Annotated in this window: 24 protein-coding genes and 3 pseudogenes; 4 read left to right on the top strand and 23 right to left on the bottom strand. The window is 47.8% G+C overall.

Annotation, left to right across the window (positions count from 1 at the left end; genetic code table 11):
- Window positions 1–189: 189 nt before the first annotated feature.
- The 11 genes and pseudogenes from JCM10914_RS01215 to JCM10914_RS01170 form a co-directional block, all read right to left on the bottom strand.
- Window positions 190–1457: pseudogene (locus tag JCM10914_RS01215) on the bottom strand (adenosylhomocysteinase).
- A 37-nt stretch (window positions 1458–1494) separates the two neighbouring features.
- Complete coding sequence (gene bshC, locus JCM10914_RS31205; protein ID WP_269433828.1) at window positions 1495–2316, bottom strand: bacillithiol biosynthesis cysteine-adding enzyme BshC; 822 nt, start codon at window positions 2314–2316, stop codon at window positions 1495–1497.
- A complete protein-coding gene (bshC, locus tag JCM10914_RS31200; protein ID WP_023956427.1) occupies window positions 2280–3125 on the bottom strand; it encodes a bacillithiol biosynthesis BshC in 846 nt (281 codons plus the stop codon). The genes bshC (JCM10914_RS31205) and bshC (JCM10914_RS31200) overlap by 37 nt, the downstream gene beginning before the upstream one ends.
- A 163-nt stretch (window positions 3126–3288) precedes the next feature.
- Window positions 3289–4226 (bottom strand): annotated as a pseudogene (locus JCM10914_RS01205) (ABC transporter ATP-binding protein).
- A complete protein-coding gene (locus JCM10914_RS01200) occupies window positions 4223–5218 on the bottom strand; it encodes an ABC transporter ATP-binding protein (RefSeq protein ID WP_023956420.1) in 996 nt (331 codons plus the stop codon). The pseudogene JCM10914_RS01205 and the gene JCM10914_RS01200 overlap by 4 nt, the downstream one beginning before the upstream one ends.
- Window positions 5219–5232: 14 nt before the next feature.
- The gene (locus JCM10914_RS01195) at window positions 5233–6183 is read right to left on the bottom strand and encodes an ABC transporter permease (protein WP_023956419.1); all 951 of its coding nucleotides are present in this window, start codon (window positions 6181–6183) and stop codon (window positions 5233–5235) included.
- A 2-nt stretch (window positions 6184–6185) separates the two neighbouring features.
- On the bottom strand, window positions 6186–7118 hold the full coding sequence (locus JCM10914_RS01190) for an ABC transporter permease (protein WP_023956417.1): 933 nt from the start codon (window positions 7116–7118) through the stop codon (window positions 6186–6188).
- Between the two features lie 153 nt (window positions 7119–7271).
- Entirely contained in the window at window positions 7272–8936 is a 1665-nt protein-coding gene (locus tag JCM10914_RS01185) for an ABC transporter substrate-binding protein (RefSeq protein ID WP_023956414.1), read from the bottom strand.
- A gap of 145 nt (window positions 8937–9081) precedes the next feature.
- A complete protein-coding gene (locus JCM10914_RS01180; protein ID WP_023956412.1) occupies window positions 9082–9468 on the bottom strand; it encodes a DUF3397 domain-containing protein in 387 nt (128 codons plus the stop codon).
- 11 nt (window positions 9469–9479) lie between these two features.
- Window positions 9480–10433, bottom strand: coding sequence for a ketopantoate reductase family protein (locus tag JCM10914_RS01175; protein ID WP_023956410.1), 954 nt, complete (start codon window positions 10431–10433; stop codon window positions 9480–9482).
- A 136-nt stretch (window positions 10434–10569) separates the two neighbouring features.
- The gene (locus tag JCM10914_RS01170; RefSeq protein ID WP_023956408.1) at window positions 10570–11220 is read right to left on the bottom strand and encodes an RsfA family transcriptional regulator; all 651 of its coding nucleotides are present in this window, start codon (window positions 11218–11220) and stop codon (window positions 10570–10572) included.
- A 339-nt stretch (window positions 11221–11559) separates the two neighbouring features.
- Here JCM10914_RS01170 and JCM10914_RS01165 point away from each other — a divergent pair, with 339 nt between their 5' ends.
- Entirely contained in the window at window positions 11560–11796 is a 237-nt protein-coding gene (locus JCM10914_RS01165) for a DUF2626 domain-containing protein (protein WP_023956407.1), read from the top strand.
- A 252-nt stretch (window positions 11797–12048) separates the two neighbouring features.
- Window positions 12049–13161, top strand: coding sequence for a hypothetical protein (locus tag JCM10914_RS01160; RefSeq protein WP_023956405.1), 1113 nt, complete (start codon window positions 12049–12051; stop codon window positions 13159–13161).
- 216 nt (window positions 13162–13377) lie between these two features.
- On the opposite strand, the gene JCM10914_RS01155 is transcribed toward JCM10914_RS01160, so the two are convergent.
- Both JCM10914_RS01155 and JCM10914_RS01150 read right to left on the bottom strand, forming a co-directional pair.
- The gene (locus JCM10914_RS01155) at window positions 13378–14625 is read right to left on the bottom strand and encodes an extracellular solute-binding protein (protein ID WP_023956404.1); all 1248 of its coding nucleotides are present in this window, start codon (window positions 14623–14625) and stop codon (window positions 13378–13380) included.
- A 189-nt stretch (window positions 14626–14814) separates the two neighbouring features.
- Window positions 14815–16146 (bottom strand): PhoH family protein, encoded by a 1332-nt coding sequence (locus JCM10914_RS01150; RefSeq protein ID WP_023956402.1) that lies wholly within the window; start codon window positions 16144–16146, stop codon window positions 14815–14817.
- 116 nt (window positions 16147–16262) lie between these two features.
- Here JCM10914_RS01150 and JCM10914_RS01145 point away from each other — a divergent pair, with 116 nt between their 5' ends.
- A complete protein-coding gene (locus JCM10914_RS01145; RefSeq protein ID WP_023956400.1) occupies window positions 16263–16925 on the top strand; it encodes a YhcN/YlaJ family sporulation lipoprotein in 663 nt (220 codons plus the stop codon).
- 105 nt (window positions 16926–17030) lie between these two features.
- On the opposite strand, the gene JCM10914_RS28715 is transcribed toward JCM10914_RS01145, so the two are convergent.
- The 6 genes from JCM10914_RS28715 to JCM10914_RS01120 form a co-directional block, all read right to left on the bottom strand.
- Window positions 17031–17171: a hypothetical protein gene (locus tag JCM10914_RS28715; protein WP_156332295.1), complete on the bottom strand. Its 141-nt coding sequence runs from the start codon at window positions 17169–17171 to the stop codon at window positions 17031–17033.
- A gap of 73 nt (window positions 17172–17244) precedes the next feature.
- Window positions 17245–18354, bottom strand: coding sequence for an LCP family protein (locus JCM10914_RS01140; protein ID WP_023956398.1), 1110 nt, complete (start codon window positions 18352–18354; stop codon window positions 17245–17247).
- Between the two features lie 151 nt (window positions 18355–18505).
- Entirely contained in the window at window positions 18506–18799 is a 294-nt protein-coding gene (locus JCM10914_RS01135; RefSeq protein WP_023956395.1) for a YlaH-like family protein, read from the bottom strand.
- A gap of 38 nt (window positions 18800–18837) precedes the next feature.
- Window positions 18838–20679, bottom strand: coding sequence for a translational GTPase TypA (typA, locus tag JCM10914_RS01130; protein ID WP_023956393.1), 1842 nt, complete (start codon window positions 20677–20679; stop codon window positions 18838–18840).
- A 138-nt stretch (window positions 20680–20817) separates the two neighbouring features.
- A complete protein-coding gene (locus JCM10914_RS01125; RefSeq protein ID WP_023956392.1) occupies window positions 20818–21330 on the bottom strand; it encodes a hypothetical protein in 513 nt (170 codons plus the stop codon).
- Between the two features lie 199 nt (window positions 21331–21529).
- Window positions 21530–22192, bottom strand: coding sequence for a TerC family protein (locus JCM10914_RS01120; RefSeq protein WP_023956390.1), 663 nt, complete (start codon window positions 22190–22192; stop codon window positions 21530–21532).
- Between the two features lie 125 nt (window positions 22193–22317).
- Between JCM10914_RS01120 and JCM10914_RS01115 the strand changes: the two are divergent.
- Window positions 22318–23009: pseudogene (locus JCM10914_RS01115) on the top strand (TerC family protein).
- Between the two features lie 26 nt (window positions 23010–23035).
- Here JCM10914_RS01115 and thiI read toward each other — a convergent pair.
- The 4 genes from thiI to JCM10914_RS01095 form a co-directional block, all read right to left on the bottom strand.
- Complete coding sequence (thiI, locus tag JCM10914_RS01110) at window positions 23036–24274, bottom strand: tRNA uracil 4-sulfurtransferase ThiI (RefSeq protein WP_023956384.1); 1239 nt, start codon at window positions 24272–24274, stop codon at window positions 23036–23038.
- Entirely contained in the window at window positions 24271–25431 is a 1161-nt protein-coding gene (locus JCM10914_RS01105; RefSeq protein ID WP_036716734.1) for a cysteine desulfurase family protein, read from the bottom strand. Before JCM10914_RS01105 ends, thiI begins: the two co-directional genes overlap by 4 nt.
- Before the next feature lie 157 nt (window positions 25432–25588).
- On the bottom strand, window positions 25589–26272 hold the full coding sequence (locus JCM10914_RS01100; protein ID WP_023956380.1) for a lytic transglycosylase domain-containing protein: 684 nt from the start codon (window positions 26270–26272) through the stop codon (window positions 25589–25591).
- Window positions 26273–26421: 149 nt separating this feature from the next.
- Complete coding sequence (locus JCM10914_RS01095; protein WP_023956378.1) at window positions 26422–26784, bottom strand: hypothetical protein; 363 nt, start codon at window positions 26782–26784, stop codon at window positions 26422–26424.
- Window positions 26785–26803 lie beyond the last annotated feature (19 nt).

Below are 26803 nucleotides of genomic sequence, written 5' to 3'. Positions count from 1 at the left end.
CCCCGATTCACCACTTTGCACCACTTTCCACCACTTTAGGATAATAGATTCGGCGTCAAGAATCAAATCCCTTCATTCAAACCTCTCTTTTTTTGGATATTTCTTTCATATTGAAACGCGTCAAAAAACCCCCTTCGTTCCACAAGGGAACAAAAGGAGGCTTCGCATAGGCTCGAACTGACTGTGGCTCTAGTGCTGAGCCCAGCTGTCCAGGTAGGATTTCTGTTCTGCACTAAGGCTGTCAATCGAGATGCCTAGACTTTCCAATTTATACTTGGCTACTTGTTCATCCAGATGGTAAGGAACATTGACGACACGATTACCGATACGCTGGTACTCATCATTCACATGCTTGAGTGAAAGGGCCTGGAGCGCAAACGTCATGTCCATGATTTCAGCTGGATGCCCATCTCCTGCTGCGAGATTAACAAGCCGTCCTTCGGCAAGCAAATACACCTTGCGACCATCCTTCAACTGATATTCCTCAATATTGCGACGTACCGTGCGAACGGATTGAGAGCGCTCCATTAGATCCGGTTTGTTCACCTCTACATCGAAATGACCAGCATTGGACAGGATAGCCCCGTCTTTCATCACGTCGAAATCCTCTCCGCTGATCACATCACGGTTCCCGGTAACCGTCACAAAGAAATCTCCCAGCTTCGCGGCTTCACGCATCGGCATGACATGGAATCCGTCCATGTAGGCTTCCACGGCCTTAATCGCATCAATCTCGGTCACAATCACGTTAGCCCCGAGACCTTTGGCGCGCATCGCCACGCCTTTACCGCACCAACCATAGCCTACGACAACGACCGTCTTGCCCGCAACCACCAGGTTGGTTGTCCGGTTAATACCATCCCAGACCGATTGCCCTGTGCCGTAGCGATTATCGAATAAGTATTTGCAATACGCATCATTTACGGCTACCATCGGGAATTTCAAGGCGCCTTCCTTCTCCAGCGATTTCAACCGCAGGATACCGGTCGTAGTCTCCTCAGCTCCACCGCGAACCCCTTCTAGCAGGTCCGGACGCTCAGCATGCAGGATCGTAACAAGATCACCGCCGTCATCGATAATCAAATCCGGTCTCGTCTCCAGCGTTGAGATTAGGTGCTGTTTATACTCCGCCGGATCCGGATTATATTTGGCGAACACGGTGATGCATCCTCTACCAATGCTGCACACACATCGTCCTGCGTGGAGAGTGGGTTGCTGCCGGTTATGGTGACTTCTGCCCCTCCAGCCTGTATAACTTTGGCCAGGTAAGCGGTTTTGGCTTCCAAATGCAAGGAGATAGCTACTTTCAAGCCCTTAAACGGAAGCTCTTGTTCAAACTGCTCGCGCACGCGGTTCAATACCGGCATATGCGCTTTAACCCAATCAATCTTCAAATGACCTTCTGGCGCCAACTTCAAATCCGCTACGCTGCTGTTCTGTACAGATAATGAATTCATGTAACAACCTCCTGTCGGATACAATCTACTTGGAACATTATACGTAAATCACCCGGTGAATGCCCGAACCTTCATATGGAACCTCCATTAAACGATCCACAAGGTCCACCCCGTAACGGTTCATATATTCGAAAATATTATAAACCCGCTCCTGCGGCACACCATTCGGCAGTAGCGTATGCTCAATGCGTTGCCACTGCGCTAGTGCGGCTTCATGCTGTTGTTCGAGCGCATTCCTTGCTTGATTCAGCAAATAATCCATCTGTTCTGAAATTTTATCTTTGTTCTTCATCCCTAATCTTAACAGTCCTTGCTGCATTCTGCCAAGATCTTCAATTAGCGGTTGATATAATTCTTCGAACTGCTCCTTCGTCTGGCGGAATCGTTCATCGAGCCGAAGCTCATCTTGGCTGTCCAGCCATTGCTTGCGCTTCGCAGCGAGTGACGAAATCACATCCTGAAAGGATAGTTCATATTTCTCCATCTGCTTCCGAACGTTATCGTCTATCAACGAGAATGACATGCGCGGGATGATGAGCGGCATCTGCAGTCCCATATCCGCGAATGCATATCGGGTAATGGACCAGTACGCAATCTCCCCTGGCCCCAGAATCGTACCGAGCACGGGCAGCAAGGAATCCTGCATAATCGGACGCGTTAACACATTGTTGCTGAATCGCTCCGGATGCTGGTGAAGCTGCTCCAGCAGTTGCTGCTCCGTGAGTGATACCATTCCCTTACGATCCGAGAAGACGTCGCCGTCACGGTACAACAGCAATCTCCTTCCTTCATGCAGATAGAACAGATTCGCCCCGTTCTCGGCTACGTCCGCTTGAACCTCATATCCAAGACCGGCAATATCTCTGGCAGCTTGTTGGTACGAAAGGCTAGATTCTTACTGCGCTTTATAAGTGATTCGAACACAGGAATCTCGAGTGCACGAAGCCCAGGGTCGGCCGAATCGAGCAGGATCAAGCCATATCGCCCGAACAATGCTCCGAGCAGCTTGGCAAAGGCTTCACTTAATGAGGTTGTATCCTGAACCGACATACGCGCCAACTGGATAAGCTCCTGCTTATTAACGCCATCGGAAAGCTGCTGCTGCAGCTCCTGCAGCATCGCCTCCCAGTCTTCCCCCGTTACATCCGTATAGCTTACAGACGTTCTGAGGCCATCCTTCGGATCGAGCTTGATCTTGTTAATCTGATGCCCCTGTCCCTGGAAATACGCATGGTTCACTTCATCCCAATCATGATCTTCGCCCGCGATCCAGAACACTGGCACTACCGGGCGACGGAGACGTGCTTGCGCCTCGCGTGCCGCTTGAATAACGGATATCGCTTTATATATAACAAGCAGCGGCCCTGAGAACAAACCGCTTTGTTGACCGCCAACCATGGTTAAAGTCCCCTTCTGAGCCAGAAGGTCCAGAGATGTATGTACGGCATGGTGATTATTGAATTTCTTACTATACGTCCGAAGACAGTCTGTCAGCGCTTGCCGCTGAACTCGTGTGTCTTCAGAATGATCCAGCCATTTCATCCGCTCGGCATTTCCACGCTCGCTGCGATAATCTTCACCATAGAATCCTTTGACCTGTTCGAACTGGTGAATATATTGATGAGCAAGACGCGATGAGAGGGACAACGGTTCCGGAACGATATTCATGGGGTCTGCCTCCTATTCTAGCGTCGCAATCAGATTTATTCTATATAAATAAAACCTTTCTTGATTGTACCGAATGTTGGCATTGTGCGTCAAAGGAAAAGAATAGCCGCAGGCGTAATGCCCGCGGCTGTCGTAATTGCATCTATCGTCATGGCTCAAGCCATCAAGCATAAGCCTTTGCCACCCAATGCCCTTTGGACACCTCAACAAGTTCGGTATCGTCCAGATCGAGCTGTACAGTCCCATCCTCACCTTTGGCTGCGGTGATCGGCCCTTGCTGATCGCCTTCCATCTTAAGCCGCTGTTTGTTCGCCTCGATCTCCGGGTCCGGGATCGGGATTGCTGACAACAACGTCTTTGTATAGGGGTGCAGTGGATTCGCATACAACTCTTCACTGTCCGCCAATTCCACCATCTTACCGAGGTACATAACCGCTACGCGGTCACTGATATGCTTCACCATGGACAGATCATGGGCAATGAACAGATACGTCAGACCCAGCCGATCCTGCAAATCCTTGAGCAAATTGACAACTTGAGCTTGAATGGATACGTCAAGCGCAGAGATGGGCTCGTCACAGATAATAAACTTCGGATTCACGGCAAGCGCACGTGCAATGCCAATCCGTTGACGCTGTCCGCCGGAGAACTCATGCGGGTACCGCGTAGCGTGATCGCTGTTCAAACCAACCATATCCAGCAGTTCCTCGATCCGCTTCTTCCGTTCAGCACGGCTGCCGGCCATCCCGTGAATATCCAGCGCCTCGCCGATAATATCCGATACCGTAAATCTCGGGTTGAGCGAAGCATACGGATCCTGGAAGATCATCTGCATATCCCGGCGCATCGCTTCATCTTCTTCGGGGATAGCTTGTAGATATCCGTTCCGTTGAAGTTCACGCTGCCAGCCGTCGGCTCATATAATCTTAGGATCGTCCGGCCAGCCGTCGATTTACCGCAGCCGGATTCGCCCACCATTCCAAGCGTCTCGCCTTCGCGAATATAGAAGTTCAGGTTATCTACAGCCTTCAGAACATTGCCGTTTCCAACATTGAAATACTTCTTGAGGCCCTTCACCTCAATCAAGTGGTTATCCTTCATGAGCCCTGGGCCTCCTTCGCCATCGGATGCAAGTTCCAGCAGCGCGCGATGTGCGTATCACTGAATTCCGTTGCTCCCGGATCGATGCGTTCACAGATCTTCATAGCTTCATCACAGCGAGCCGCAAACGGACAGCCTACAGGCGGCTTGATCAGATCCGGTGGCGTACCGATAATCGGTATCAGAGGTTCGTTTTTCTTCTGATCCAGGCGCGGCATTGAACGAAGTAATCCTTTCGTATACGGGTGCTGTGGGTTTTTGAATATCTCCCACTTGGTTCCCGTCTCCACCACTTCACCAGCGTACATGACAATTACGCGATCACACATGCCGGCTACGACACCAAGATCATGGGTAATCAGAATGATCGACGTTCCTAATCTCTGCTGCATTTCCTTCATAACATCCATAATCTGGGCCTGGATCGTTACATCGAGTGCTGTCGTCGGTTCATCGGCGATCAGCAGACTCGGTCTGCAAGCCAGCGCGATCGCAATCATCGCACGCTGGCGCATACCGCCGGAGAACTCATGCGGATATTGATTAAACCTCGCTTCAGCATTCTTAATGCCGACCAGCTCCAGCATTTCAATCGCATGTTTTCTCGCCTGGGAGTAAGACATTCCTTGGTGCTTGATCAGCACCTCCGTAATCTGTTTCCCAATTCTGATGGTTGGATTGAGCGAGGTCATCGGATCCTGAAAGATCATTCCGATGTCTTTGCCGCGAATCGCTTCCATCTGTCGATTGGTTTTCTTGAGGAGATCTTGTCCTTGAAATATGACCTCCCCTTTCTTAATCTCTGATGGCGGGGACGGAATCAAACGCATAATGGTTTGGGCGGTAACACTTTTACCGCTGCCGGATTCACCGACGATGGCAACCGTTTCCCCCTTGCCGACTTCAAAATTCACGCCGCGAACAGCTTTGACTTCACCGCCACGGACACGAAACGATACGTTGAGGTCTTTCACCTGCAAGATCGGTTCCATACCTTCCCACCTCCCTATTTTTTCAATTTCGGATCAAGTGCATCACGCAAGCCATCACCGAAAATGTTAAATGCTAACATCGTTAAACTGATAAAGAGTGCCGGGAACAACATCCGCCATGGATAGTACATCCAGCCGGAAAGGGCGTCGTTGATCATGGAACCCCATGACGCAACCGGCGCCTGAACACCAAGACCCAGGAAACTTAGGAACGCCTCCGCGAAGATCGCACTTGGCACGGATAACGTCAGGGTAACGATGATCGGACCCATGGCATTCGGAATCAGATGTCGGAACAACAGCCTTGGAGCGCTTGCGCCCATCGAGCGAGAAGCAAGCACGAACTCCCTGCTCTTCAGTTGCATGATTTCGCCCCGCACAATCCAGGACATATTAATCCATCCTGTAATCGTCAGGGCCAGTATAATCGTACCCAGGCTTGGTTCGAAAACCACGAGCAGCAAGATCGTTACGAGCAGGTAAGGGATCGAGTACAGGATTTCAGCAAACTTATTCATGAACTCATCCACTCGACCACCGAAGTAGCCCATCATCCCTCCGTAAATAACACCGATGATCAAGTCGATGGCAGCGGCAGCCAAACCGACGGTAAGCGAGATGCGTGCTCCCATCCATGTACGGACGAAGACGTCGCGACCCAGATCATCCGTTCCGAACCAATGCTCGGCCGAAGGCGGCATGTTCGTATTCATCAAATCATTGGTTTCGTAATCATATACCGAAATGATCGGGCCGATAATCGCCATGAAAATAATCAGTATCATAATGACCAAGCCGGACATGGCCAGCTTGTTCTTACGCAGTCTCTCCCAGGAATCCTTCCACGATGACAAGCTCTCCCGCTGGATTACTTCCGATTGTTTCTCATCTGGACCAATCTTCTGGAAATCCTCCGGTGTTAAATTCTGAGCTGCTGGATGAGTCATTTTGTTCTCTGTCGCCATATCTACCCCTCCTTCCCGCCGGACAATTTAATACGCGGATCAACGAGCACATAGACGATGTCCGTGATAAATCGCGCCAGCATTAACAGGATGCCGTAGAATATGGTAATTCCCATTATGACGGTATAGTCACGGTTTGTAATACTCTCCACAAACTGCTTACCGATACCACCGATACCGAAGATCTGCTCAATAACAACAGAACCGGTAATAATATTCGCCGTCATAGGACCGACATACGTCACGACCGGCAAGATCCCGTTACGAATGACGTGACGGAACATAATAGCGAACCAGTTAAGTCCTTTTGCCTTAGCCGTCTTGATATAATCGGAATGCAGCACTTCCAGCATACTGGACCTTGTCAAGCGAGCGATAAACGCAATCGGTTGAGCGGACAGCGCCATAACTGGCAGCACGTAATCGAGCGGTCCGTCAAAGCCCATGACATTGAATATCCCGGCTTTCTCGGCCAACAGGAACTGCAGCAAAGATGCGAGCACAAAGCTCGGCACCGCGATACCCAGAACGGATACGATCATCGCCACATTGTCGATCAGTTTACGGTGATACAGGGCTGCCAGCATACCAAGAAGTACCCCAACGATGACGGATACAACGATAGCGATCAGACCGAGTCTCAGTGACGGACCGAAAGTATCCAATATGATGTCTGTTACGTATTGTCCCTGATGCTTCATGGACAAGCCCAAATCACCCTGAATAATATTGCCCAGGTATTTCGTGTACTGCTGAAATACCGGTTTATCTAAATCATACTGCTCCATCAGCCTCGCCAAGATTTCAGGCGAAGGCTTTTTCTCTCCCATAAACGGATCGCCCGGTATGGCTTTCATAAGAAAAAAAGTGGCTGAGATCAGTATGAACAACGATACAAGCATGTAAAAAAACTTACTCGCCACATACCTCAGCATGTTGAATGCCTCCTGCTCGTGAATGTTCTAAACCAATACAAGATTTGGAAGTCGTTACGCCATACAAAAAATCGGGATATATATGAGGTTCAGATGAAGCCCCACATATATATCCCGAACAGTAACCTTTTACTTTCAAAGTCTTACAAAAGACTACTCAATATATGCACGTGTGAAATCAATATCGCCTTTATAGTCCAGATGCAGGTTCTTCACCCATGGTTTAACCAGAGACACGCTGGAGTAGTAGTACAGCGGCATAACCACTTGGTTCTCCTCCACGAGGATCTTCTCAGCCTCAGCCATCAGTTCCATACGCTTCGCATTGTCGTCGGTGGCATAAGCTTCCTTGACAAGGTTGTCGTATTGTTCGTTCTTGAAGCCTGTATCGTTGTTACCGCCATTAGACGTCCACATATCGATATAAGTCATCGGGTCGTTATAGTCCGCACCCCAGCCGGAACGCGCAATCTGATAATCCAGGTTGTCACGGTTCTTCAGGAATACGCCCCATTCTTGGTTTTGAACTTTCACGGTCACGCCAAGGTTCTTCTTCCACATGTCGGTGATGGCAAGCGCAATTTTCTTGTGGTTGTCATCCGAGTTGTGAATCAGTGTAACTTCTGGCAGCGTAGTGTAGCCTTTTTCCTGCATACCTTCCTCTAGCAGTTTCTTCGCTTCTTCGAGGTTCTCTTCGAAGTATGCATCCGAAACTTCCTCACGGTATTCTTCATGCTCACCTTTGATACCTGGAGGTACGAATCCGAAGGCAGGGAGTTGTCCGCCTTGTGTAATCTTCTCAACAATTGCATTACGATCTACTGCCATAGAGAACGCTTTACGAATCTTCACATTGTCAAATGGCTCTTCAGTTGTGTTGAAAATATAGAAATAGGTAGAGGAGATACCTTTAATCATCAGTTCGTCACTAAGCTCGTTCTTAACAGCATTCAACTGGTCCGTAGGGATATTGCCCGTTGGATGACCTGCATAATCCAGCTCGTTGTTGCGATAACTTGCCAACTCGGTAGCTGAACTGTTTACGATGCTCATGGATACTTTGTCAAGTTTAATGGATTCAAGATCCCAATATTGATCATTTTTCACGAGTTCAATCTTCTGACCTTTAGTCATTTGTGAAACTTTGAACGGACCATTACCGATTAAGGTATCTGGTTTAGTAGCCCAAGAAGCATTACCTTCTACAGAGCTATGAACTGGGAAGTAAGTTTGGAATGACATCAAGCTCAGGAAGTACGGTGTTGGATTCTCAAGCGTAACTTCAAGCGTATAATCATCCGTTGCCTTTACGCCAACTTCACCGGCATCCGCAACGTCACCGTTGTTGTAAGCTTCAGCATTCTTGATGTAATACAGCTGATAAGCATATGGTGATGCTGGGGCTGCATTCGGATCAAGCACGCGTTTCCATGCGAATTCGAAATCTTTAGCCGTTACTGAATCGCCGTTGCTCCATTTCGCATCTTGGCGAAGGTTGAAAACATATTTCAATCCATCTTCGGACACGTCCCAGTTTTTGGCAACGCCTGGCAGTTCTGTGCCATCTTCACCTTTAATGACCAAGCCTTCAAACACAGCACTGATTACCGTGTTCGATGTATTATCCTGAGCTAATCCCGGATCCAATGTTGGAGGATCAGAAGCAAGGTTCATACGGAAGATCTGCTCTTTCGGTTTCTCTCCGTTTTCCCCGTTGTTAGCACCTTGATCATTGTTGTTTGCTCCGCATGCGGCCAACACTGAACTAAATGCAAGAATCAGTGTCATGAGTAGCAACATTTTCTTGTGTTTCTTCATCTTGCCTTATCCCCCTCATTGATTATTATGCTTAACGATTATACAACCAGTGGTCAAAAAAATCCATCTATCAATAAATTGAAAAATCTGCCTGATCGTAATGACCAAGCAGATTTTACTATAGATTGTAGATATTATGTTGTGCTTAAGTAACCTTAATTATGTATGTTAGGAGGCCAAAAAATGTAAAAATTACGTATCCAACGCTCATGCTGATAAAGCCAAGTCGCCAAACGGCTCGAAACAGCCTTTTCCCGTTAACCCTTCCCTTCCAACGGTTCTGGGCACTTCCAATTAATCCCGCTCCGATCAATAGTAGCAAAAGTATCAGATAAAAACCTGATTTTGACTGGAAAGTATTGTTAAACAATGCCGATACCGAAAAGATCAGAAAGAACGTTGTGACATCCATCGCCAGCTCCAATGCTTGCTTGCGATTTTTATTTCTTCTGACGACGATATAATAGACAAGTAAAAAAGGAATAAATGGAACCAAGCTCAAAAAGTTAAATAGATCTTGCAAGAATCCCATGCTCAGACCTCCTATATATTCATCCCCTCAATGAGCTGCAATACGAGTTGGTGGTTCGGTGCAGCTTGTCCGAACTTATCGCCAATTCGAACGATACTCCCGTTAATCCAGGCGATTTCCGTCACTCTTCCTTCCAGAACATCTTTCAGCATCGAGGACGTATTGCCTGAAGTCGCCTTGCAGACGCTCAAGAGCTGCTCCCACATATCCTGGCCGTATGACAGACCAGCCGCTCGGTACACCGCCACTGCCTCATCATATAACAGCTTCATTACCGCGATTCGCTCCGCCGAGGATAACAGTTCACCATTGGGAATGCGCCATAGCGCCGTCAACGGATTAATTACGGCATTGATCAGCAATTTCCGGTAAATGATCTCTTCCATTTCATTCGACAAAAAAGCCTCAAATCCTGCTCCTTGAAGCCGCTTTACCAGCTCAATTTCGAGTGGATTGTCGCTTTCCGTGTTTACTTGATCACTCTTCTGCCCCATTGTGCCAATCGTTGTCGTTCCTTGACCCGCATGTAGAACAGAGATGGCATCGGTGCGCTTCGCTCCCTCTGTCGTGATGGCTTGGTGAAGCGTCCATTCTGGCAACCATTCTTGCAACTGCTCCATATGGCCTACCCCGTTCTGAAAACAAAACAGTTGTCGGTTTCCATGGACCACTTTGGCGAGGAGAGATTTGGCAATCGCTTCAATTCCATGCTGCTTCAACATCAAGAGCACCGCATCCGCCTTAGCGATCGCATAAGGAGGACCGGATATTGCCTGTGCTTGGAATAACCCATGCTGAACCACGAACTTCTTACCACTGGAATCGAATACGGTGATACCGGATGCATTCAATTGATCTGCTTGTTCCTCACGACGGCACCATAAGGTAACCTCATTCCCAGCGGCGGCAAGCTTACCTCCATATAAAAGTCCAAGTGAGCCAGATCCCACAATATGTATATTCATTCTATCCTCCATATACGGTAATAGATCCATTGTACTAGCTATAGTATATATCAGAATCCTCCATTTACACACAAATAACCCGCCAAAGCACATGAACATGCACTTATGCGGGTTACGTCCGGTACACCAAGCTTATTTATTCAATTCGTTCTAAGTTACCGTTAGCATCCATTTTGAAGCGAGTCTTCAGTTCCTCGTCTTCTTCATTCAGAAAGGCCAATCTTCGTGCCCGGTCCATAATCTGAATCAATGCCTTATAATCATCATTCACGACGTGATAGTCGGTTTTGACTTCGCTCACTTCCTTCAATAAGCGCTGGTTCTCGCTCCGAAGCCTTGTCAGTTCCTCATCCTTCTCCCGCAGATGCCGCTCAAGCAATTTATGCTGACGAGAACTTTCCTGTACGCCGCCTTTCCACTGACGCAGGAATCGAATCACTGCATCAATCGACAATGCTTCTTCGCTGACGCCTTCTGCCTTATAAACATCCTGTTCCAGATCGGAAACGGGCAGCCCTGCAACTTGTGCTCCACTCGCTGAAGGTTGTTTTTTATAATAACTTCTCTTCTGACGCTGAGATTTCGCCAAGCTAATGGCGTCCTCATATTTCTTGCGCACACAGCTATTCCAACGAAATCCACATGCTGCCGATGTCCGGCCGATTCTCTCTCCCACTTCCTCAAAAGCAGCCAATTGGGTACTGCCCTCACGAATATGACGCAGGGTTACCTCAGCTAATATTAGGTCGTCCTCTGCACTCCATGCATCCTGTCTCACTGCTGACATACCATAAAACCCTCCTAACGACATCCTAAAATAACCGTCTTCAATACCGTAACCGGCCTCTGAATAGGGTATAAAAACTGCTTAATTCATTTCTATGCCTCTCATAGAGTTCATAGAATCTATTTGATACTAAAATGTATTTCCATTTTGAATACAGATCATACTCTAACTGTAGGGAAAAGCGTGGATTCGAATAATTTGTTACAAATTTATTGCTTGATTGATGGACAAGATAAAAAATGACGGCTTTTATTGAGTTAGACGTTTACACGATTTTGCCATAACGCTATAATGTTCATAGCGGCATTATGTGCGTACATACGAGAGGAGGATATAATCGTGGCACGGATGTTTCGAGTTCTTGGCTTTTTTACCCTAACCATCGGGTTAATGGCCTTTGCGGGAGATCATATCGAGATGGCACTGCTCTTCTTCATGCAGACCGCTTTCTTCGTGATCCTGGGATATTTGAAATTCACGGAGAGAACCTATATTCTTCTCTTCTGGGCTTATATGATCGTGACCTTCACGGGCTTTAGCTATTGGACGGTCTTCATAATGGGCAAACCACTCTAATACGTAAACCATGCAAGGAACCATATTTCCACCGGTACTTACACCTTGGACAAGCCTGATGCTGAATACCGGTGGATTTTCCTTGCAATTAGAGTAACGACATCAGAAATAAGGCGATCAGGCGCTACGGCGCCTTGGTCGCTTTTTTCATTCCATGGTTGATAAATGAGTCGGACACGTCATATATTGGTTAAAATGAAGGGACAGTGAGTGGATCCTTTCGAATAACAACCATTCAAGGAGGACTAACGTTTGATTGTACGCAAGAAATATCCAATCCTCCCGTTCACGTTCTGCTTGATCCTTCTGATCTGCTCTTTCACGGCGCCCCTGGCCGTATATTCACAACAAGACACGAATCCAGTCCTGCCAGATACGGAAGAGGCGCGCCAACTTCTTGAAGACAGTCTGTCCATCGTGGAGATCGATCACGAAATTGATCGCATTACTGTGCGGCTGGATGAGCTTCAGAAGATGCAAGATCAACTTCAGGTTCAAATCGAGGACATGGGTCTACGAATCGAGGATCGGCGAGAACGTGCAGGGGCTGTACTTCGGTCTTATTACATGGGTGAACGAAATCAATTATATTTAATGCTAATATCAGCTAAGGATTTGGCAGGTTTTTTCCGGATTCTTGATTATTACGACATCATTATGCAGAATGACCGCGATACACTGCAAGCCTACAATCATCGGTATCGCTCACTCGCTTCGGCTCAGGCAGAAGCGGCCCGGAACGAAACACAGCTACAAGAGGTGAAGGAAAGTCTGCTTCAGCAGCGTAAACGGGTACTAGCCTTGGAACAGCAAGTGGATGGGGCGTTATCAGCTAGCAGCAATCCGGAAGCGATGAAGAAACTGATTCAAGAATTCACCTTGTATTGGGAAAATGTAGGTCTTTATGAAGTAAAACGCCATTTCCAGGCACTAGCAGGAGCAATGGACAATCTGCCGCAATTCATTCAGGGCAGCAAGAACATGCTGCGAACGAATGGCAAAGTGTATACCATCGATATTCATCAAGATGATCTCAACGGATTTCTACGATCACAGGATACGATTTTCGAAACATTTGCCTTTCGCTTTGAGGACGGAAAAGTCATAGCCTCTGGCGAGAGTGGGAATCTGTCACTGCTCATTGAGGGGAAATATACCATTATCAATGAACCCGAGAATGCAATCATGTTCCAGGTTGATAAACTAGTATTCAATCGCCTGGAACTACCGGATACGACGCGTAGAGCGCTGCAGGAGGAGTTCGACATGAATTTCTATCCGAAAGCGCTGGTGTCCTTCCTCAAAGCCACAGAGGTCACAAGTACGGATCAAAGGCTAATTGTTAAACTTGAACTGGATTTGTAAAATTTGCGAGATACCCTTTTTGCTGTTCGAACCGCTCCGTGGACGAATCGATTCGTCCCTACCGCTACGTTGAGCAGATCCTCTAAATGTTAGACACAAAGAAACCGTTCTTAGGTAAGTGGAAGCGTGTGGCTACCATTTATCTAAGAACGGTTCTTTCTACATGAAGTCAGTTTCTGGACCAGGGATTTGGATGGCATTTAGCCTCTTGCCGCTTCATTTCGCTTCTTCTATGCGATATAACTCCATATATTCTTCCTTCGTGATCCGTCCTTCAAGCAGCCGCGTCGCGAAATTCTTATACGTAGTCAATCCTTCCGTATTGCCGAATTCCAGCACAGCCGCTTCGTTTCTTGTCAGCAGCAACTGAATCGGTAAGGCCGCCGCTTGCCATAATCCCGTATCGCCTATCATACTGCTGTTAACGAACAATTCGGAAATGACCGGCAACGTTCCGACCGACTGACTCCACTGCTGTTCGATCTCCTTACTTGTCATATAAGCGATCCATTTCATAGCAAGGGCTGACGATTCGGTGTGTGCGGATACAGCCAGACTTCTCGTACGAACGACGGGCGTATTGAGATGAGCCTGCCCCGTGGCCAACCCATAGGAAGAATCAGAAAGATCCTTGGCCTCAATACGGGAATAGGGTCCGATCACGATCGGTGACTTACCTGGGTTCACATCCTTTGATTGTTGCTCCGCATCGTCGGTTTCAGGAGCACTGACTTCAGCGTTACGTAACAGCAGGTCAAGCACTTCTTCTTCCGGAAGGGATGGATTCCCTTCTAACAGATGCACCGCTGCACCAAAGGCATACGGGTCGTGTAGATCAAATGAAATCAGCGGCGTCTGAGCCTCGTCCTCATACGCTTCGAAGAGATCCAGCCATGACGCATGATCTATCGGCATTTCAAATGCACTTCCGTCTTTATGTTTCTGCTCCCTTACCATCACGTAAGGATCCATATCAAACGGCACACCCCATTGGTAACCGTTCCATTGAAGGGGTGATAGTAATCCGTTGATAATCTCGCCGCCGGTAACTACGGATTGAGAAGAATCTACGGGCATAAGATATCCATTCATTGCAAGCGCTTTAATGTAGTGGGAATCGGTAAGCAATATATCCGGACCATCCCCCAAAGTCATATGAAGCAAGAAAGAATCCTTATCTTGCGTTTCTGATGCGAACGGGATGATCTCCACCCTTGCCCCAGTCTCGTCCATGAAATGTTCATTCAGCTTGCTCAGCGCAACAATCTGATCAGGTTCTAACTGGACGCCGACCTTAATCGGCCCCAGATCGCTTTCTGGAATTTCTGGTCTTTGCTGTGGCGGAACAGGGTCATCTCCCGGTGGTTCCCGCCTTGTGTTATGAGTGAAGTCAAAGCTGGGAGATAAGCTGGACAAAGATAACAGTAAGATTGCGAACAGAAACCAATATTTTTTCCGCTTCATTCCCGTCTTCACTCCTTTTGCTATGTGTCCTTATTTTACCAAACTTCTAGTACTCTTGTCCTATCTTTTTTTACGAATTCCATAGTCCATATATTACTAATTGATTACAGTGCAAAAAGAGCTGCTCCTGTAGATCAATCTACGCGGAACAGCCCGGGTGGTTTGCTTCATTTCTCGGGAAATAAATGGTTATAGCAAATCCGCTGCCAATTGGGCAAGTTTGGATCGTTCGCCCTTCGTTAAAGTAATATGCCCGCTGAGGCTCTCTTGCTTAAATCTTTCCACAACATAAGTTAAACCGTTACTAACCGCATCCAGATAAGGATGATCAATCTGCTCCGGATCTCCCATTAGAATAACCTTACTTCCTTCCCCTGCACGAGAAACAATGGTTTTAACCTCATGTCTGGACAAATTCTGCGCTTCATCAACGATGATGAACTGTCCTGGAATGGAGCGACCGCGGATGTAGGTTAACGCCTCAACCTGAATGCTCCCTAATCCCATTAATATTTTGTCGATATCGCCAGATTTCTTTGTATCAAACAAGTATTCCAAATTATCATAAATCGGCTGCATCCATGGTCGCAATTTCTCGTCCTTCTCGCCTGGTAAATAACCGATGTCTTTCCCCATGGGAACGACCGGACGAGCAATGAGCAGTTTTTTGTATTTATGCTCATCCTCCACTTTGGATAGGCCAGCCGCAAGCGCCAGCAAAGTTTTGCCCGTACCTGCTTTGCCCGTAATCGTAACCAACGGAATATCATCGTTAAGCAGCAATTCGATTGCCATTCGCTGCTGAGCATTGCGAGCACTGATTCCCCACACAGGATCATTGCTCAAGTGCAGCGGCTCTAATCTCGATGCATCCTCATTGACTCTCAGAAGTGCGGATTTGCCGGTTCCCATCTCATCTTTCAGAATGACGAATTCATGCGGGTACAGCGGATATGAGAGTTGCAGTGGCTTGATCGGCAAATAACGGTAACTATAAAATTCATCGATAACCGATGGGTGAACCTTTAATGTGGAGTGCCCAGGAAATAATTCGCTCGGCTCGGCGGTCCGATCCGATAAATAATCCTGGGCCGTTAAACCCAGTACATCCGCTTTGACCCGAACCAATACATCTTTGCTGACAATCACGACAGGTCTTCCGTCCTGCTTCGGATCCTCCTCCAATTTATAATTCAACGCAACCGCCAATATTCGATTGTCGTTGGAAGCCTCACTAAATAATTCCTGTACCTTGACGAAGCTGCGATGATTCAATTCGACCTTCAACGTACCGCCATTCTCTAGCAATATTCCGTCATGCAGATGACCTCGTTCGCGGAAGCCGTCTAAAATGCGGGAAACGGTACGTGCATTACGGCCAATCTCATCGGCATTTCGCTTCTTGGAGTCAATCTCTTCAAGAACCACCGCAGGAATGATGACTTCATGCTCCTCAAACGCATAAATCGATTGAGGATCATGCAGAAGTACGTTGGTATCCAGCACAAATATTTTTTTCATCTTATCCCTCCACTGCTTCTTCATCAGGTACACACATAAACGAAAATCGTCCCGGACATAATAGGTTTAGCGACTGGAGTCATTTAACGAACTCTACTATGAAAGGACAGATCACCATGAAAATCGCGCTCTCCCTTATGTTAACTGTACTGCTGCTGGCTGGCTGCGGGAACATGAATAACAATGCATCACCCTCTCCTCGTAATCAACATAACGGGACAACTGCTCATAACGCGCAGGACATGAACGGGACTAGAAATCACGTCAACCATTGGAAGGGTAACGTCTCTGACACGAACAACGGTCAAATTATTGACGAGAATGATGAAAACGTTAAGGTCGATCCGACAACCGCAAATCATTTGAAATCACTGGCGGAGCACGTTCCTGGCGTGGAAAATGCCAATTGTGTCGTCATGGGTAACACGGCTGTCGTTGGACTGAATGTGGATGGAAATCTAGATCGTGCACAAGTTGGAAGCATTAAATATACAGTCGCTGAAGCACTCCAATCCGATCCGGCAGGCGCTAATGCCTTAGTGACGGCCGATATGGATATCACGAACCGAATCACCGAGCTTGGCCGCCATATCCAGGAAGGTCATCCCGTCTCCGGCATTGCTACAGAGCTTGCCGATATTGTCGGACGCATCATTCCGCAATTGCCTGAAGATGTAACACCTAGAGATGGAGAAGCCGATGACGAAGAACAGACCGTAACACCGAGCAGTCGCGAGAAAGTGAAAGCCAAGAAAATCAAACCTCATCGCAATCGATAGACACTACCTGACAAAAAGTCCGGTATTGCATTACCATTGGCTGCCATTACCTGAGGTTGTACGGCATGTCTCCCCAAATTTCATACAAAAAAGCCCAGTGAAAATTCACTGGGCTTTACTTATGGTCATAACGACGCCTTTAATCAGCATGTCAGCTGCGTCAGCGGTCAGACCTTCTATATGAGATTTGGCATCGTGTTTCATGCTGTGATTAACAAATATCGAATGCTGTGAAAGGTAGGACATGCTTCGGCCCCCTGTACAATGATCTCCATCTGATATATTGTATTATATCACAAGCTAAAACTTGCCTTCAATATCACGGAGCAGGCACAGAATCCGCTTCTGTCCCAGCCGCAGCAGCTTGATGTTTACCGGAAAGCTCGTCTTGCAGCGCTTGTCTCGCCGCATTAAGTTCTTTCTCACCCACATATACGAAAGGACTTCTCCATTCGCCAACAACCGGCATGAACTTGACGTCTTCTTTACCGATGTCATAGTAAGTCTGAAGTACGTTGCGGATTTGCTGCCGTTCGAAGTCGGTAACCATATTATCGCTCACAGCATCGAGTGCATTTCCGACTTTTGTCACGCCGCCGAAACTTTTCATCTGGTCCAGCAACGAATGCAATACCTCACTCTGACGGGCGTTACGGTCGAAGTCGTTCGACTCCTTCGTTCTTGGCGTACAATTGCTCGACGATTTACGGTACCTTACATAATCCAGTGCCTGGGTGCCGTCCAGCTTCTGAGGCCCCGCCTTTAGATTGATGTCGGTGCCGTCAGCCGTGTCACGGTAACACATGTTGTACTGTACATTGGCCTGAACGCCGCCGAACGTATCGACAACTTCGCGAAAACCTTGAAAGTCGATGACGGTCACGTAATCGATATTGATGCCCAAGTATTTGCTCATCATCGTCTTCATTTCATCCTCGGCAGGAATGCCGCTGCCTGATTCTTTTTTCTCGGCCCTATTGTATGCCGCCTTGAAATTAGGATAGAAACCATTCAGTTTACCCACTTTATAGCCTTCCAGTTCGATCCTTGTATCCCTGGGCAGGGATACCAGCGTCGCCGAATTCGTATCCGGATTTAACGTGGCGACCATCGTGACATCCGTCAGGTATGTCCCGGTTTCCGGGCGATGATCAGTCCCGAGAAGCAGAACGGTCAGCGGTTTCTCTTTAGCGGATTGACCCGGAGGTACCGGCTTGTCGATTCCTGTCTGGTCAATAACCTCATTGCCCTTCATAACTAAATACACGGCATATCCTGCAACCGTAAGCACGGCTAGCAGCAGTACAATCAGAATGAATTTAAAAAAGGACTTCCATGGACTTTTCTTTTTCTTTTTCGTCGTCTGCTGATTCTTGCCCTTCCCCCCGCTTCTAGCTCTTGGAGGGAGATTGGTATGAGTAGGATTCATAACATTACACCTTATTTCATTCAAATTAGATGAATGTCCGGTATACACTTCGTATAACGAAGCATTTACCGGACTCTGGTTGACTTCACTCTCATAATAAACGCGGGAAACAGACAAAAAGTTGCCGTTACGGTGTGAATGACATTAACTTCTAGGACTTCGGCTCGGTCTGGGATTTCTTTTTCTGACGTTCTTCCACAAAATAGCGAATCCGGACCATCAGCATCAACGCCACTGCCACCAGCAAACATTGGATAATCGGCAGCTTGTCGATTTGAAACACAAGCAGAATGGCTGATCCAAGTGCCATCAGGATATACAGCAGAATCTCCTTTAGCAACGGAAGCTTCTGCCTGACCCGGAATACCTTGTTATACACATAGGTAATCAACACAAAGATCAATATATACGAGATGAGGGGATGCGCGGCGAACCATTCCTGCATGATCGTTTCACTCCTTTAGGACAAGACATTCTCTATCATTATAGATTGGCTTGGGCCATTTTACGATGTTTTTCGGCACGCTCGCGCTCACTCTTGTTCAAAATCTTCTTGCGCAGACGTACGGATTTCGGCGTGATTTCACAATACTCGTCATCGTTCAGATATTCAAGTGCTTGCTCAAGCGAGAAGATCACGGGAGTTTTCAATTTTACCGTGTCGTCCTTGGTTGCCGAGCGCACATTCGTCAATTGCTTTTCCTTGCAAATATTTACGACGATATCGTTGTCTCGGGTATGTTCTCCGACGATCATACCTTCATAAATTTCGGTACCAGGTTCGAGGAACAAAGTTCCGCGATCTTCAACACCCAACATGCCATAGAAAGTTGAAGATCCATTCTCCGTAGAAACTAGCACTCCTTGGTGACGTCCACCAACTTGACCACCAATAAGCGGCCCATAGCTATCGAATGCGTGGTTCATTATGCCGTAGCCCCGTGTCAGAGTCAAGAAGTGTGTACGGTAACCGATAAGACCACGAGCCGGAATCAGGAATTCCAGACGCACTTGACCGTTGCCGTTGTTAACCATATTCACCATTTCGGCTTTGCGTGTTCCCAAGCTCTCCATGACTGCACCCATGCTCTCTTCCGGCACATCGATCATCAGACGCTCGATTGGCTCCATCTTAGATCCATCAATCTCTCTTACGATAACTTCTGGTTTCGATACTTGAAGCTCGTAACCTTCACGGCGCATATTCTCGATCAAGATGCCAAGATGAAGCTCACCACGTCCTGATACGATGTAGGCATCCGGGCTGTCGGTCTCATCCACTCGTAAACTTACATCGGTCTCAAGCTCTTTGAAGAGACGGTCGCGCAGTTTACGAGAAGTCACCCATTTTCCTTCGCGTCCGGCAAACGGACTGTTGTTCACCAGGAACGTCATCTGCAAGGTAGGCTCGTCAATCTTAAGAACCGGAAGTGCTTCAGGATGTTGTGGATCCGCGATGGTCTCGCCGATGTTAATATCTTTGATTCCTGCGATGGCAACAATGTCACCCGCACCCGCTTCTGCAACTTCGATCCGCTTCAATCCCTGGAAGCCGAACAGTTTCTCAATACGAGCATTCTTGGTGGAACCGTTGCGGAGCATAACCGTAACCGGTTGTCCTTGCTTAATGATACCGCGATTTACACGGCCCACAGCGATACGACCCAAATACTCATTGTAATCCATCAGCGTCACGAGGAATTGCAACGGCTCGTCTATTTTCTCCGTTGGTGCAGGAATATGGTCAGTAATGGTCTCATACAGAGCAAGCATGTTATCATCTTGCTGCTCTGGATTCATGCTGGAAGTACCATTCAAGGCAGATGCATACACGACAGGGAAGTCCAATTGATCGTCATTCGCTCCAAGCTCAATGAACAGATCCAGCACTTCATCAATCACTTCACTCGGACGAGCCGCCGGGCGGTCGATTTTGTTTACGACCACGATCGGCGTCAAGTTATGAGCAAGCGCCTTACCTAATACAAACTTGGTCTGCGGCATGCAGCCCTCATAAGCATCAACAACGAGCAGAACGCCGTCAACCATCTTCATAATACGCTCTACTTCTCCACCGAAGTCAGCATGCCCTGGTGTATCTACGATGTTAATCAAGAAATCTTTATACGTAATAGCCGTATTCTTGGCTAGGATGGTAATTCCGCGTTCGCGCTCCAAATCGTTGGAGTCCATCGCCCGTTCCTGCAGCGTTTCATGTTCCCGAAAAATACCGGACTGCTGCAGCAGTTGGTCAACAAGTGTAGTTTTGCCATGGTCAACGTGAGCAATAATGGCAATGTTGCGAATCTGATCTCTTGATTGCATAAATATATCTCAAATCCCTTCTGTTCGAATGAGCCACAAAGAAAGCGCCGGACGACATGCCGACGCTTCAACATACTTCCTATAATATAGGCAAATGAACGAAGAAATCAAGTCTTTTCAGAAAACTTCCAGCAATACTTACCAGCCTCTGCTCCATTTATTCTGGCGTTTTGACCGATTGCGGCCAAAGATTATCCAAATTCCCGCGGCAATCAAGATCAACGCAATAATATAGAACGCTCCCGTTGACAGCCAGCTGAAGATGAAGATCGGAACGGACAGAAGCGTAAGTCCGAGTGCAATGGGCAGAGCGGCCGCAGGTCGCGGCGTTTCGAATACATAATACTCGTACATGCCTACAGCTATACCGAGCATCAGAACTGGCCACAAAACAGCCATGAGCCCCCAACCTGCAAAGTTGCAGATGAAGAACAACAGTCCGTAAACGGTAAGAATGCCTGCCGGAATCAAGATTGCAGCCGATGCGCGGCGTGCAAAGAACAGCAGATGCAGCAAAATACCGGGCAGGAGCAGCACGAGCGGCCATAACGTACGGCCAAGAAAACCAAATACACCGAGCTTACCGAGGAATATTACAACTCCAGCAACAACGATGAAAATACCGAGCGCCAAATCTTTTCTGGAGGACATCCGATCACCCTCTCTTCATTATATGTATGGTCTTGTCTGGAAGATAAGTTGGAATTCATTACATTAATTTTAGCCTATAACGACAATAAAAACCATATCTTGCGCTTGTACATCCTTATATAACATTACCTGATATTTCAAAGCGACGCAAACGCAAACAGGCGACTGCACAAATGCAGCCACCTGCTTGGTTACAAACTCAAATCCTGGGACGTCGAATCGTCTGCAAGCCTCCGATTAGCATCACCGCGATCGCAATTAGCAATGGCAGCAATTGATGAGATTGCGGCATCCAGTAAACAAGCAGCAGACCGACTCTGGAATCCGAAACGAGCATCTCACCGGCAGTTAACGCTAATATACCTGCCCCTATATACAGCAATACAGGGAATTTCCGCAGAAGTTTGGATATTAATCCGCTGCCCCATACCACGATCGGAATGCTTAGAAGAATGCCAATTACAATTAGGGCGAGATCCCCTTGAGCTAATCCGGCAATCGCAAGTACATTGTCCAGACTCATCACAAAATCGGCAATAAGAATCGTATTCACGGCAGCCCATATTGTTAATGAGCGATTTAGCGCAACATTCTCATGCTCGTTTTGCATCATCAGCTTGATGGCAATCCACATAAGCAGAAGGGCTCCGCATGCTTGCAAGAACGGAATCTTAAGCAGCAGCACAGCCGCAAAAGTCAATATACAGCGAAGAAGCACGGCTCCCACCGTTCCGATCCACACGGCGCGTTTGCGGTGCACGTCAGGAAGGTCTCTACTGGCCATGGCGATAACCAGCGCGTTATCGCCGCTCAGCACAAGATTAATCAAGAGAATTTGTCCCAATAATAATATCGTCTCCACCAGAACACCTCCACTTTACTCTTATGTTGAAGGTGGCCAGGCTATGCTTGCACATCAGGAAAAATAGGCCTATAATATATCCACTTTGTCATATGCTGGAATCGCATTAGAGAGGAGTGACATTCATGGAGACCACAGCCGAATTTTTCCTTGCCCTGATTAATATTGTCTTCCTGGATTTGATCCTCGCAGGCGATAATGCCATCGTCATCGGACTTGCCGCGCGCAATCTTCCGCAAGCTACCCAGAAAAAAGCCATTATCTACGGCACCGTCGGCGCTGTCGTTCTGCGTATTATAGCAACGATACTCGTCGTCTGGCTGCTGAACATTCCTTGGCTATTGCTCGTTGGCGGCATCTTGTTGGTTGCCATCGCGTACAAGCTGTTAACGGATGACAATGACAATCACGACAACATCAAGGCAGGCCGCAATCTTGGCGCAGCCATTCGCACGATTATCGTGCTGATGCGGCGATGGGGCTTGACAATGTCATAGCCGTGGCTGGGGCAGCCAAACATAATATTCTGCTCGTAACGCTTGGGCTTCTGATCAGCGTACCGATTGTTGTATGGGGAAGCACGCTGTTTATTAAGCTGATCAATCGTTTTCCATGGATTATTTACGTGGGTTCTGCCGTTCTTGCGTATACGGCTTCCTCCATGATCACGGAGGAGAAGCACTTTGCCGGATATTTCGAAGGACATTTAATTATTAAATACTTGTTCATCGCAGCAGTTATCGTTGGCGTCCTCTCAGCAGGACATCTAAAGAAACGTTGGAACATAACAAGAAACGCGCCGGACGGATCCTTATAAGATCATCCTGCGCGTCTTTAGTTTATTTAGAACCAATCCTCATTAACGACGTTCTGAGCATCGCCCCGACCAAGATCGCTCAGTTGCATATCCGGCTTGATGATGATCGACTCCGTCTGTTCCACTGCTGCTTGTATGAGCGCAGGCAGTTGGATCAGGGAAGCCTCCGTCCGTTCCACGATATTGAGGTTTGGATTCGTTGTCGGTGACTTCGGTACGAATAAAGTGCAGCAATCCTCATACGGCAAGATCGAGGTCTCGAATGTTCCAATATCCTGGGCGAGCTGAATGATATCATTCTTGTCCATCGTTACAAGCGGGCGGAGTATCGGCAGTTCCGTAGCTCGCCCGATTACATTCATGCTGGGCAGCGTTTGGCTGGCCACCTGTCCTAAACTATCGCCAGTTACAATAGCCAGCGCACCTTCACGCTCGGCAAGCAGCGAAGCAATTCTCAGCATGGCTCTGCGCATAAAAGTAATGATCAAATTCTCCTGACCAATACCTACAAATGATGTCTGAACGTCCGTGAACGGAACGAGATGCAGCTTGATTTGACCCGAATACCCGGACAGTAATCTCGCCAGTTCCATCACCTTCTCCTTCGCAAGCTGGCTTGTATAAGGAAAGCTGTAGAAATGCACACACTCAATCTCAAGGCCTCGTCGCATAGCCGACCAACCTGCCACAGGACTATCGATTCCACCTGATAGCAACAGCATCGCCCGTCCATTCGTGCCGAGCGGGTAACCTCCACTTGCAGGTATGACTTCATAATACAGATACGTTTCCTTCTCTCGGATCTCCACGCGCAGCTCAATGTCAGGCTGCTTCACCTTCACTTTAAGCTCGGGATAAGTACGGAGCAGCGGTGAGCCGACTAGATGATTCATCTCCTGAGATGAATGCGGGAACGCCTTCCATACCCGCCTTGCATTCACCTTAAATGTTGTATTATCGGTTATCGCCTGTTGTCCCATCATGGTGACGGCTGTTGAGATGATAGGATCAAGCTCCGATGGACACACACGTACCGGACTAATGGACACTAATCCAAATACCTTACGCAGCACGCCGATTAATTCCACAGGAGATTCCCCGTTCAATTCGACCAGCGACCGTCCGTACTCTCTGATAATTCTCACTCGTGGATACGGTTTGAGTACCGAACGGATATGTTGCAGTACGGATTTCTCGAATCGATTACGGTTCTTACCCTTGAGGGTAAATTCACCAAAGCGAAGCAGCAGCATATCATAATTCATTTCTGGTTCCCCTCTCTGTTGGTTAACGGCTGGAATCGTTGACATACCGAAGATATAGCTTCTACCAGCAGCCGCACATCCTCACGCGTATGTTCCCTGCCCAAGCTTATGCGAATCCCGGACGAAGCGATGTCCTCCGACTTGCCCATAGCCAGCAATACCCTGCTCGGTTCACTTAACTTCGAGGAGCAGGCCGATTTGGTTGACAGAAGCATACCGTTCTCCTCTAAAGCATGAACCAGAACCTCTGGCTTCAGACCCGGGTATGAACAATGGATAATATGAGGCGCTCCCGTATCATAGCTATTCGCCACCCATCCGGGTATCTCGCTAATGCCTTGCAGCAATAACTGCTTTAACTCAGCCGCCTGCTTGTAGAAATCCGGCTGCCCTTCGCGGGAAAGCCGCAGCGCCTTGGACATAGCCGCAGCGCCTGCGACATTCTCCGTGCCTGCTCGATAACCGAACTCTTGCGATCCTCCGGATAGGAGCGGAAACAGCTCAACCCCTTGCCGCACATATAATAGGCCCATGCCACGCGGGCCATTGAACTTATGCGCCGACAGGCTATATAAATCGGCCTGCCATGCCGAAAGATCGACGGGTAGTTTGCCATACCCCTGAACACCGTCAACGTGAAATAGCGTACGGGCATTCCGCTCCTTGATCGCCTGTCCAATCTCAGCCAGCGGCTGGGTTGCCCCGGTCTCATTATTCACGTGCATCACGCTAACTAACACCGTATCCTTACGGATTACGTCTGCCAAGACGTTAACATCAATAACGCCGTCTGCGTTAACCGGCAGGAATGTGACCTCCCACCCCAACGATTCCAGTTGCTTACAGCATTCATAGACAGAAGGATGTTCTGTCATCGTGGTAACGATATGTTTCCCTCTGCTTCTATATTGCATAGCGGCACCTTTGATCGCCATGTTATTACCTTCCGTAGCACCCGAGGTAAATACGACTTCGCCGGGCAACGCGTTTAACTGTGTCGCGCATACTTCCCGAGCGCGCTTCAATACTTTTTGAGCCGCCTCGCCATATTGATGAAGCGCAGACGGATTCCCGTAATGCAGCTTCATAATCTCCGACATCGTATTGATCACGTCTTCGTAAGGCGGGGTCGTTGCAGCATGGTCCCAATATATCAAGGTAATTTCCCCTCTCATTCGCATTCATCAATACCCATCATCATAACACGATTCGCCCAACTGCAATAATACATGCACAAAAAAACCAAATGGTTAGTGCCTATCAACCTCTCGGATGAAGGGAACTGTTACCATTTGGTCAAAACCTGCGCGTGGGTCAGTTATTATATTTCATCTCTGCGTTCAGCACTTTGCCGATATAGGCCTGTGTTTCGCTTGGAAGCCCATCTAGGACCGACATCAGTTCTTGATCATTCGAAACACCGAGCTGCGCGACACGCGTTGGTCCTGCATTGTATGCAGCAAGCACCATTGCCATTTCTCCGCCAAATCGCTGCATGAGGCTGGACAGATATTTGGTTCCGCCGTCAATGTTCTGTGCAGGATCAAAGGAGTTACTAACTCCAAGGCCTCGTGCCGTACCATCCATTAACTGCATCAGTCCCTTAGCACCTGCGCTCGATACCGCGTTCGAATTAAATGATGATTCGGTATCAATCACAGCCTTGATCAAGGAAATTGGCACCCCGTATTGTTCCCCTGCCGTCCGTATCAATTCTTCGATGGACAAGGGGACTGTGGAAACCGACGCCTCGGTAGGTTGCTGCTGGTCCAAGACCGATAAGCTCTGTTGACCCTGCCCGAGATGCTGCCATAACAGCCCATCTTCCCATGTTACTCCCGGGGCAAGCCCCCCCAATGATCGACTGGCTGTTGGGGAAGAATCTTCGGAAACCAGATTGTTCAGTACATGATAGAATTCGGTTCCTGATTCAGCAGACTTCGTATTTGATTGAGGAGCGGACAACGTTTTCCAAGACATTGTAGGATCAATTTGCATAGAGAAGCTCACTTTCTGATAAATGAATTAAGCCTGTTCTTTTATTTTACCATGAACCACGAGCATTCTTCTATACTCAATTGGAACTAAAAAAGGCGAATCCCTGCTTGACGCGGGACTCACCGTATAAAAACAGTTTGTATTACATATTATCGGCTGAACGGGATCAGAACAAAATAACTGAGAGTGGCCAAGATACCCAAACCAATGGACCATGCACCGGTCGTTTTACTGCCCTTGTTATAAGCGTAGTAGCCAACCACAGCAGCAATTGGACCGAGAATAACCGACCACATGAATAAGGAGGCAATGCCTAGAACCAATCCCACATATCCAACGGTGCGAGCCGTAGATGCATCCTCTACATCTTCATCAGCATTTCGAATCGTGGATTCCATCGGTGGAGCAACTTCCGCTGCATATTCCTCCCGGTGATCCCTGCGTGGAAAATCAACTCGATTTCGTTGTTCTTCGGTCCATTTTACTTTGTCGTTATCACGATGTTTATCCAAGAGACTTTCCTCCTTCTGT

The sequence above is a fragment of the Paenibacillus sp. JCM 10914 genome (genome assembly GCF_001315105.1).
Taxonomy (GTDB): domain Bacteria; phylum Bacillota; class Bacilli; order Paenibacillales; family Paenibacillaceae; genus Paenibacillus_AQ.
This window is presented reverse-complemented; position numbering and strand designations above follow the sequence as displayed.

Coding starts and splice junctions, on each gene's coding strand:
- bshC (WP_023956427.1), bottom strand. CDS start 3,125: ATGAATATCGTTCCGGAACCGTTGTCCCTCTCATCGCGTCTTGCTCAT.
- JCM10914_RS01200 (WP_023956420.1), bottom strand. CDS start 5,218: ATGGAACCGATCTTGCAGGTGAAAGACCTCAACGTATCGTTTCGTGTC.
- JCM10914_RS01195 (WP_023956419.1), bottom strand. CDS start 6,183: ATGGCGACAGAGAACAAAATGACTCATCCAGCAGCTCAGAATTTAACA.
- JCM10914_RS01190 (WP_023956417.1), bottom strand. CDS start 7,118: ATGCTGAGGTATGTGGCGAGTAAGTTTTTTTACATGCTTGTATCGTTG.
- JCM10914_RS01185 (WP_023956414.1), bottom strand. CDS start 8,936: ATGAAGAAACACAAGAAAATGTTGCTACTCATGACACTGATTCTTGCA.
- JCM10914_RS01180 (WP_023956412.1), bottom strand. CDS start 9,468: ATGGGATTCTTGCAAGATCTATTTAACTTTTTGAGCTTGGTTCCATTT.
- JCM10914_RS01175 (WP_023956410.1), bottom strand. CDS start 10,433: ATGAATATACATATTGTGGGATCTGGCTCACTTGGACTTTTATATGGA.
- JCM10914_RS01170 (WP_023956408.1), bottom strand. CDS start 11,220: ATGTCAGCAGTGAGACAGGATGCATGGAGTGCAGAGGACGACCTAATA.
- JCM10914_RS01155 (WP_023956404.1), bottom strand. CDS start 14,625: ATGAAGCGGAAAAAATATTGGTTTCTGTTCGCAATCTTACTGTTATCT.
- JCM10914_RS01150 (WP_023956402.1), bottom strand. CDS start 16,146: ATGAAAAAAATATTTGTGCTGGATACCAACGTACTTCTGCATGATCCT.
- JCM10914_RS01145 (WP_023956400.1), top strand. CDS start 16,263: ATGAAAATCGCGCTCTCCCTTATGTTAACTGTACTGCTGCTGGCTGGC.
- JCM10914_RS28715 (WP_156332295.1), bottom strand. CDS start 17,171: ATGTCCTACCTTTCACAGCATTCGATATTTGTTAATCACAGCATGAAA.
- JCM10914_RS01140 (WP_023956398.1), bottom strand. CDS start 18,354: ATGAATCCTACTCATACCAATCTCCCTCCAAGAGCTAGAAGCGGGGGG.
- JCM10914_RS01135 (WP_023956395.1), bottom strand. CDS start 18,799: ATGCAGGAATGGTTCGCCGCGCATCCCCTCATCTCGTATATATTGATC.
- typA (WP_023956393.1), bottom strand. CDS start 20,679: ATGCAATCAAGAGATCAGATTCGCAACATTGCCATTATTGCTCACGTT.
- JCM10914_RS01125 (WP_023956392.1), bottom strand. CDS start 21,330: ATGTCCTCCAGAAAAGATTTGGCGCTCGGTATTTTCATCGTTGTTGCT.
- thiI (WP_023956384.1), bottom strand. CDS start 24,274: ATGAATTATGATATGCTGCTGCTTCGCTTTGGTGAATTTACCCTCAAG.
- JCM10914_RS01100 (WP_023956380.1), bottom strand. CDS start 26,272: ATGCAAATTGATCCTACAATGTCTTGGAAAACGTTGTCCGCTCCTCAA.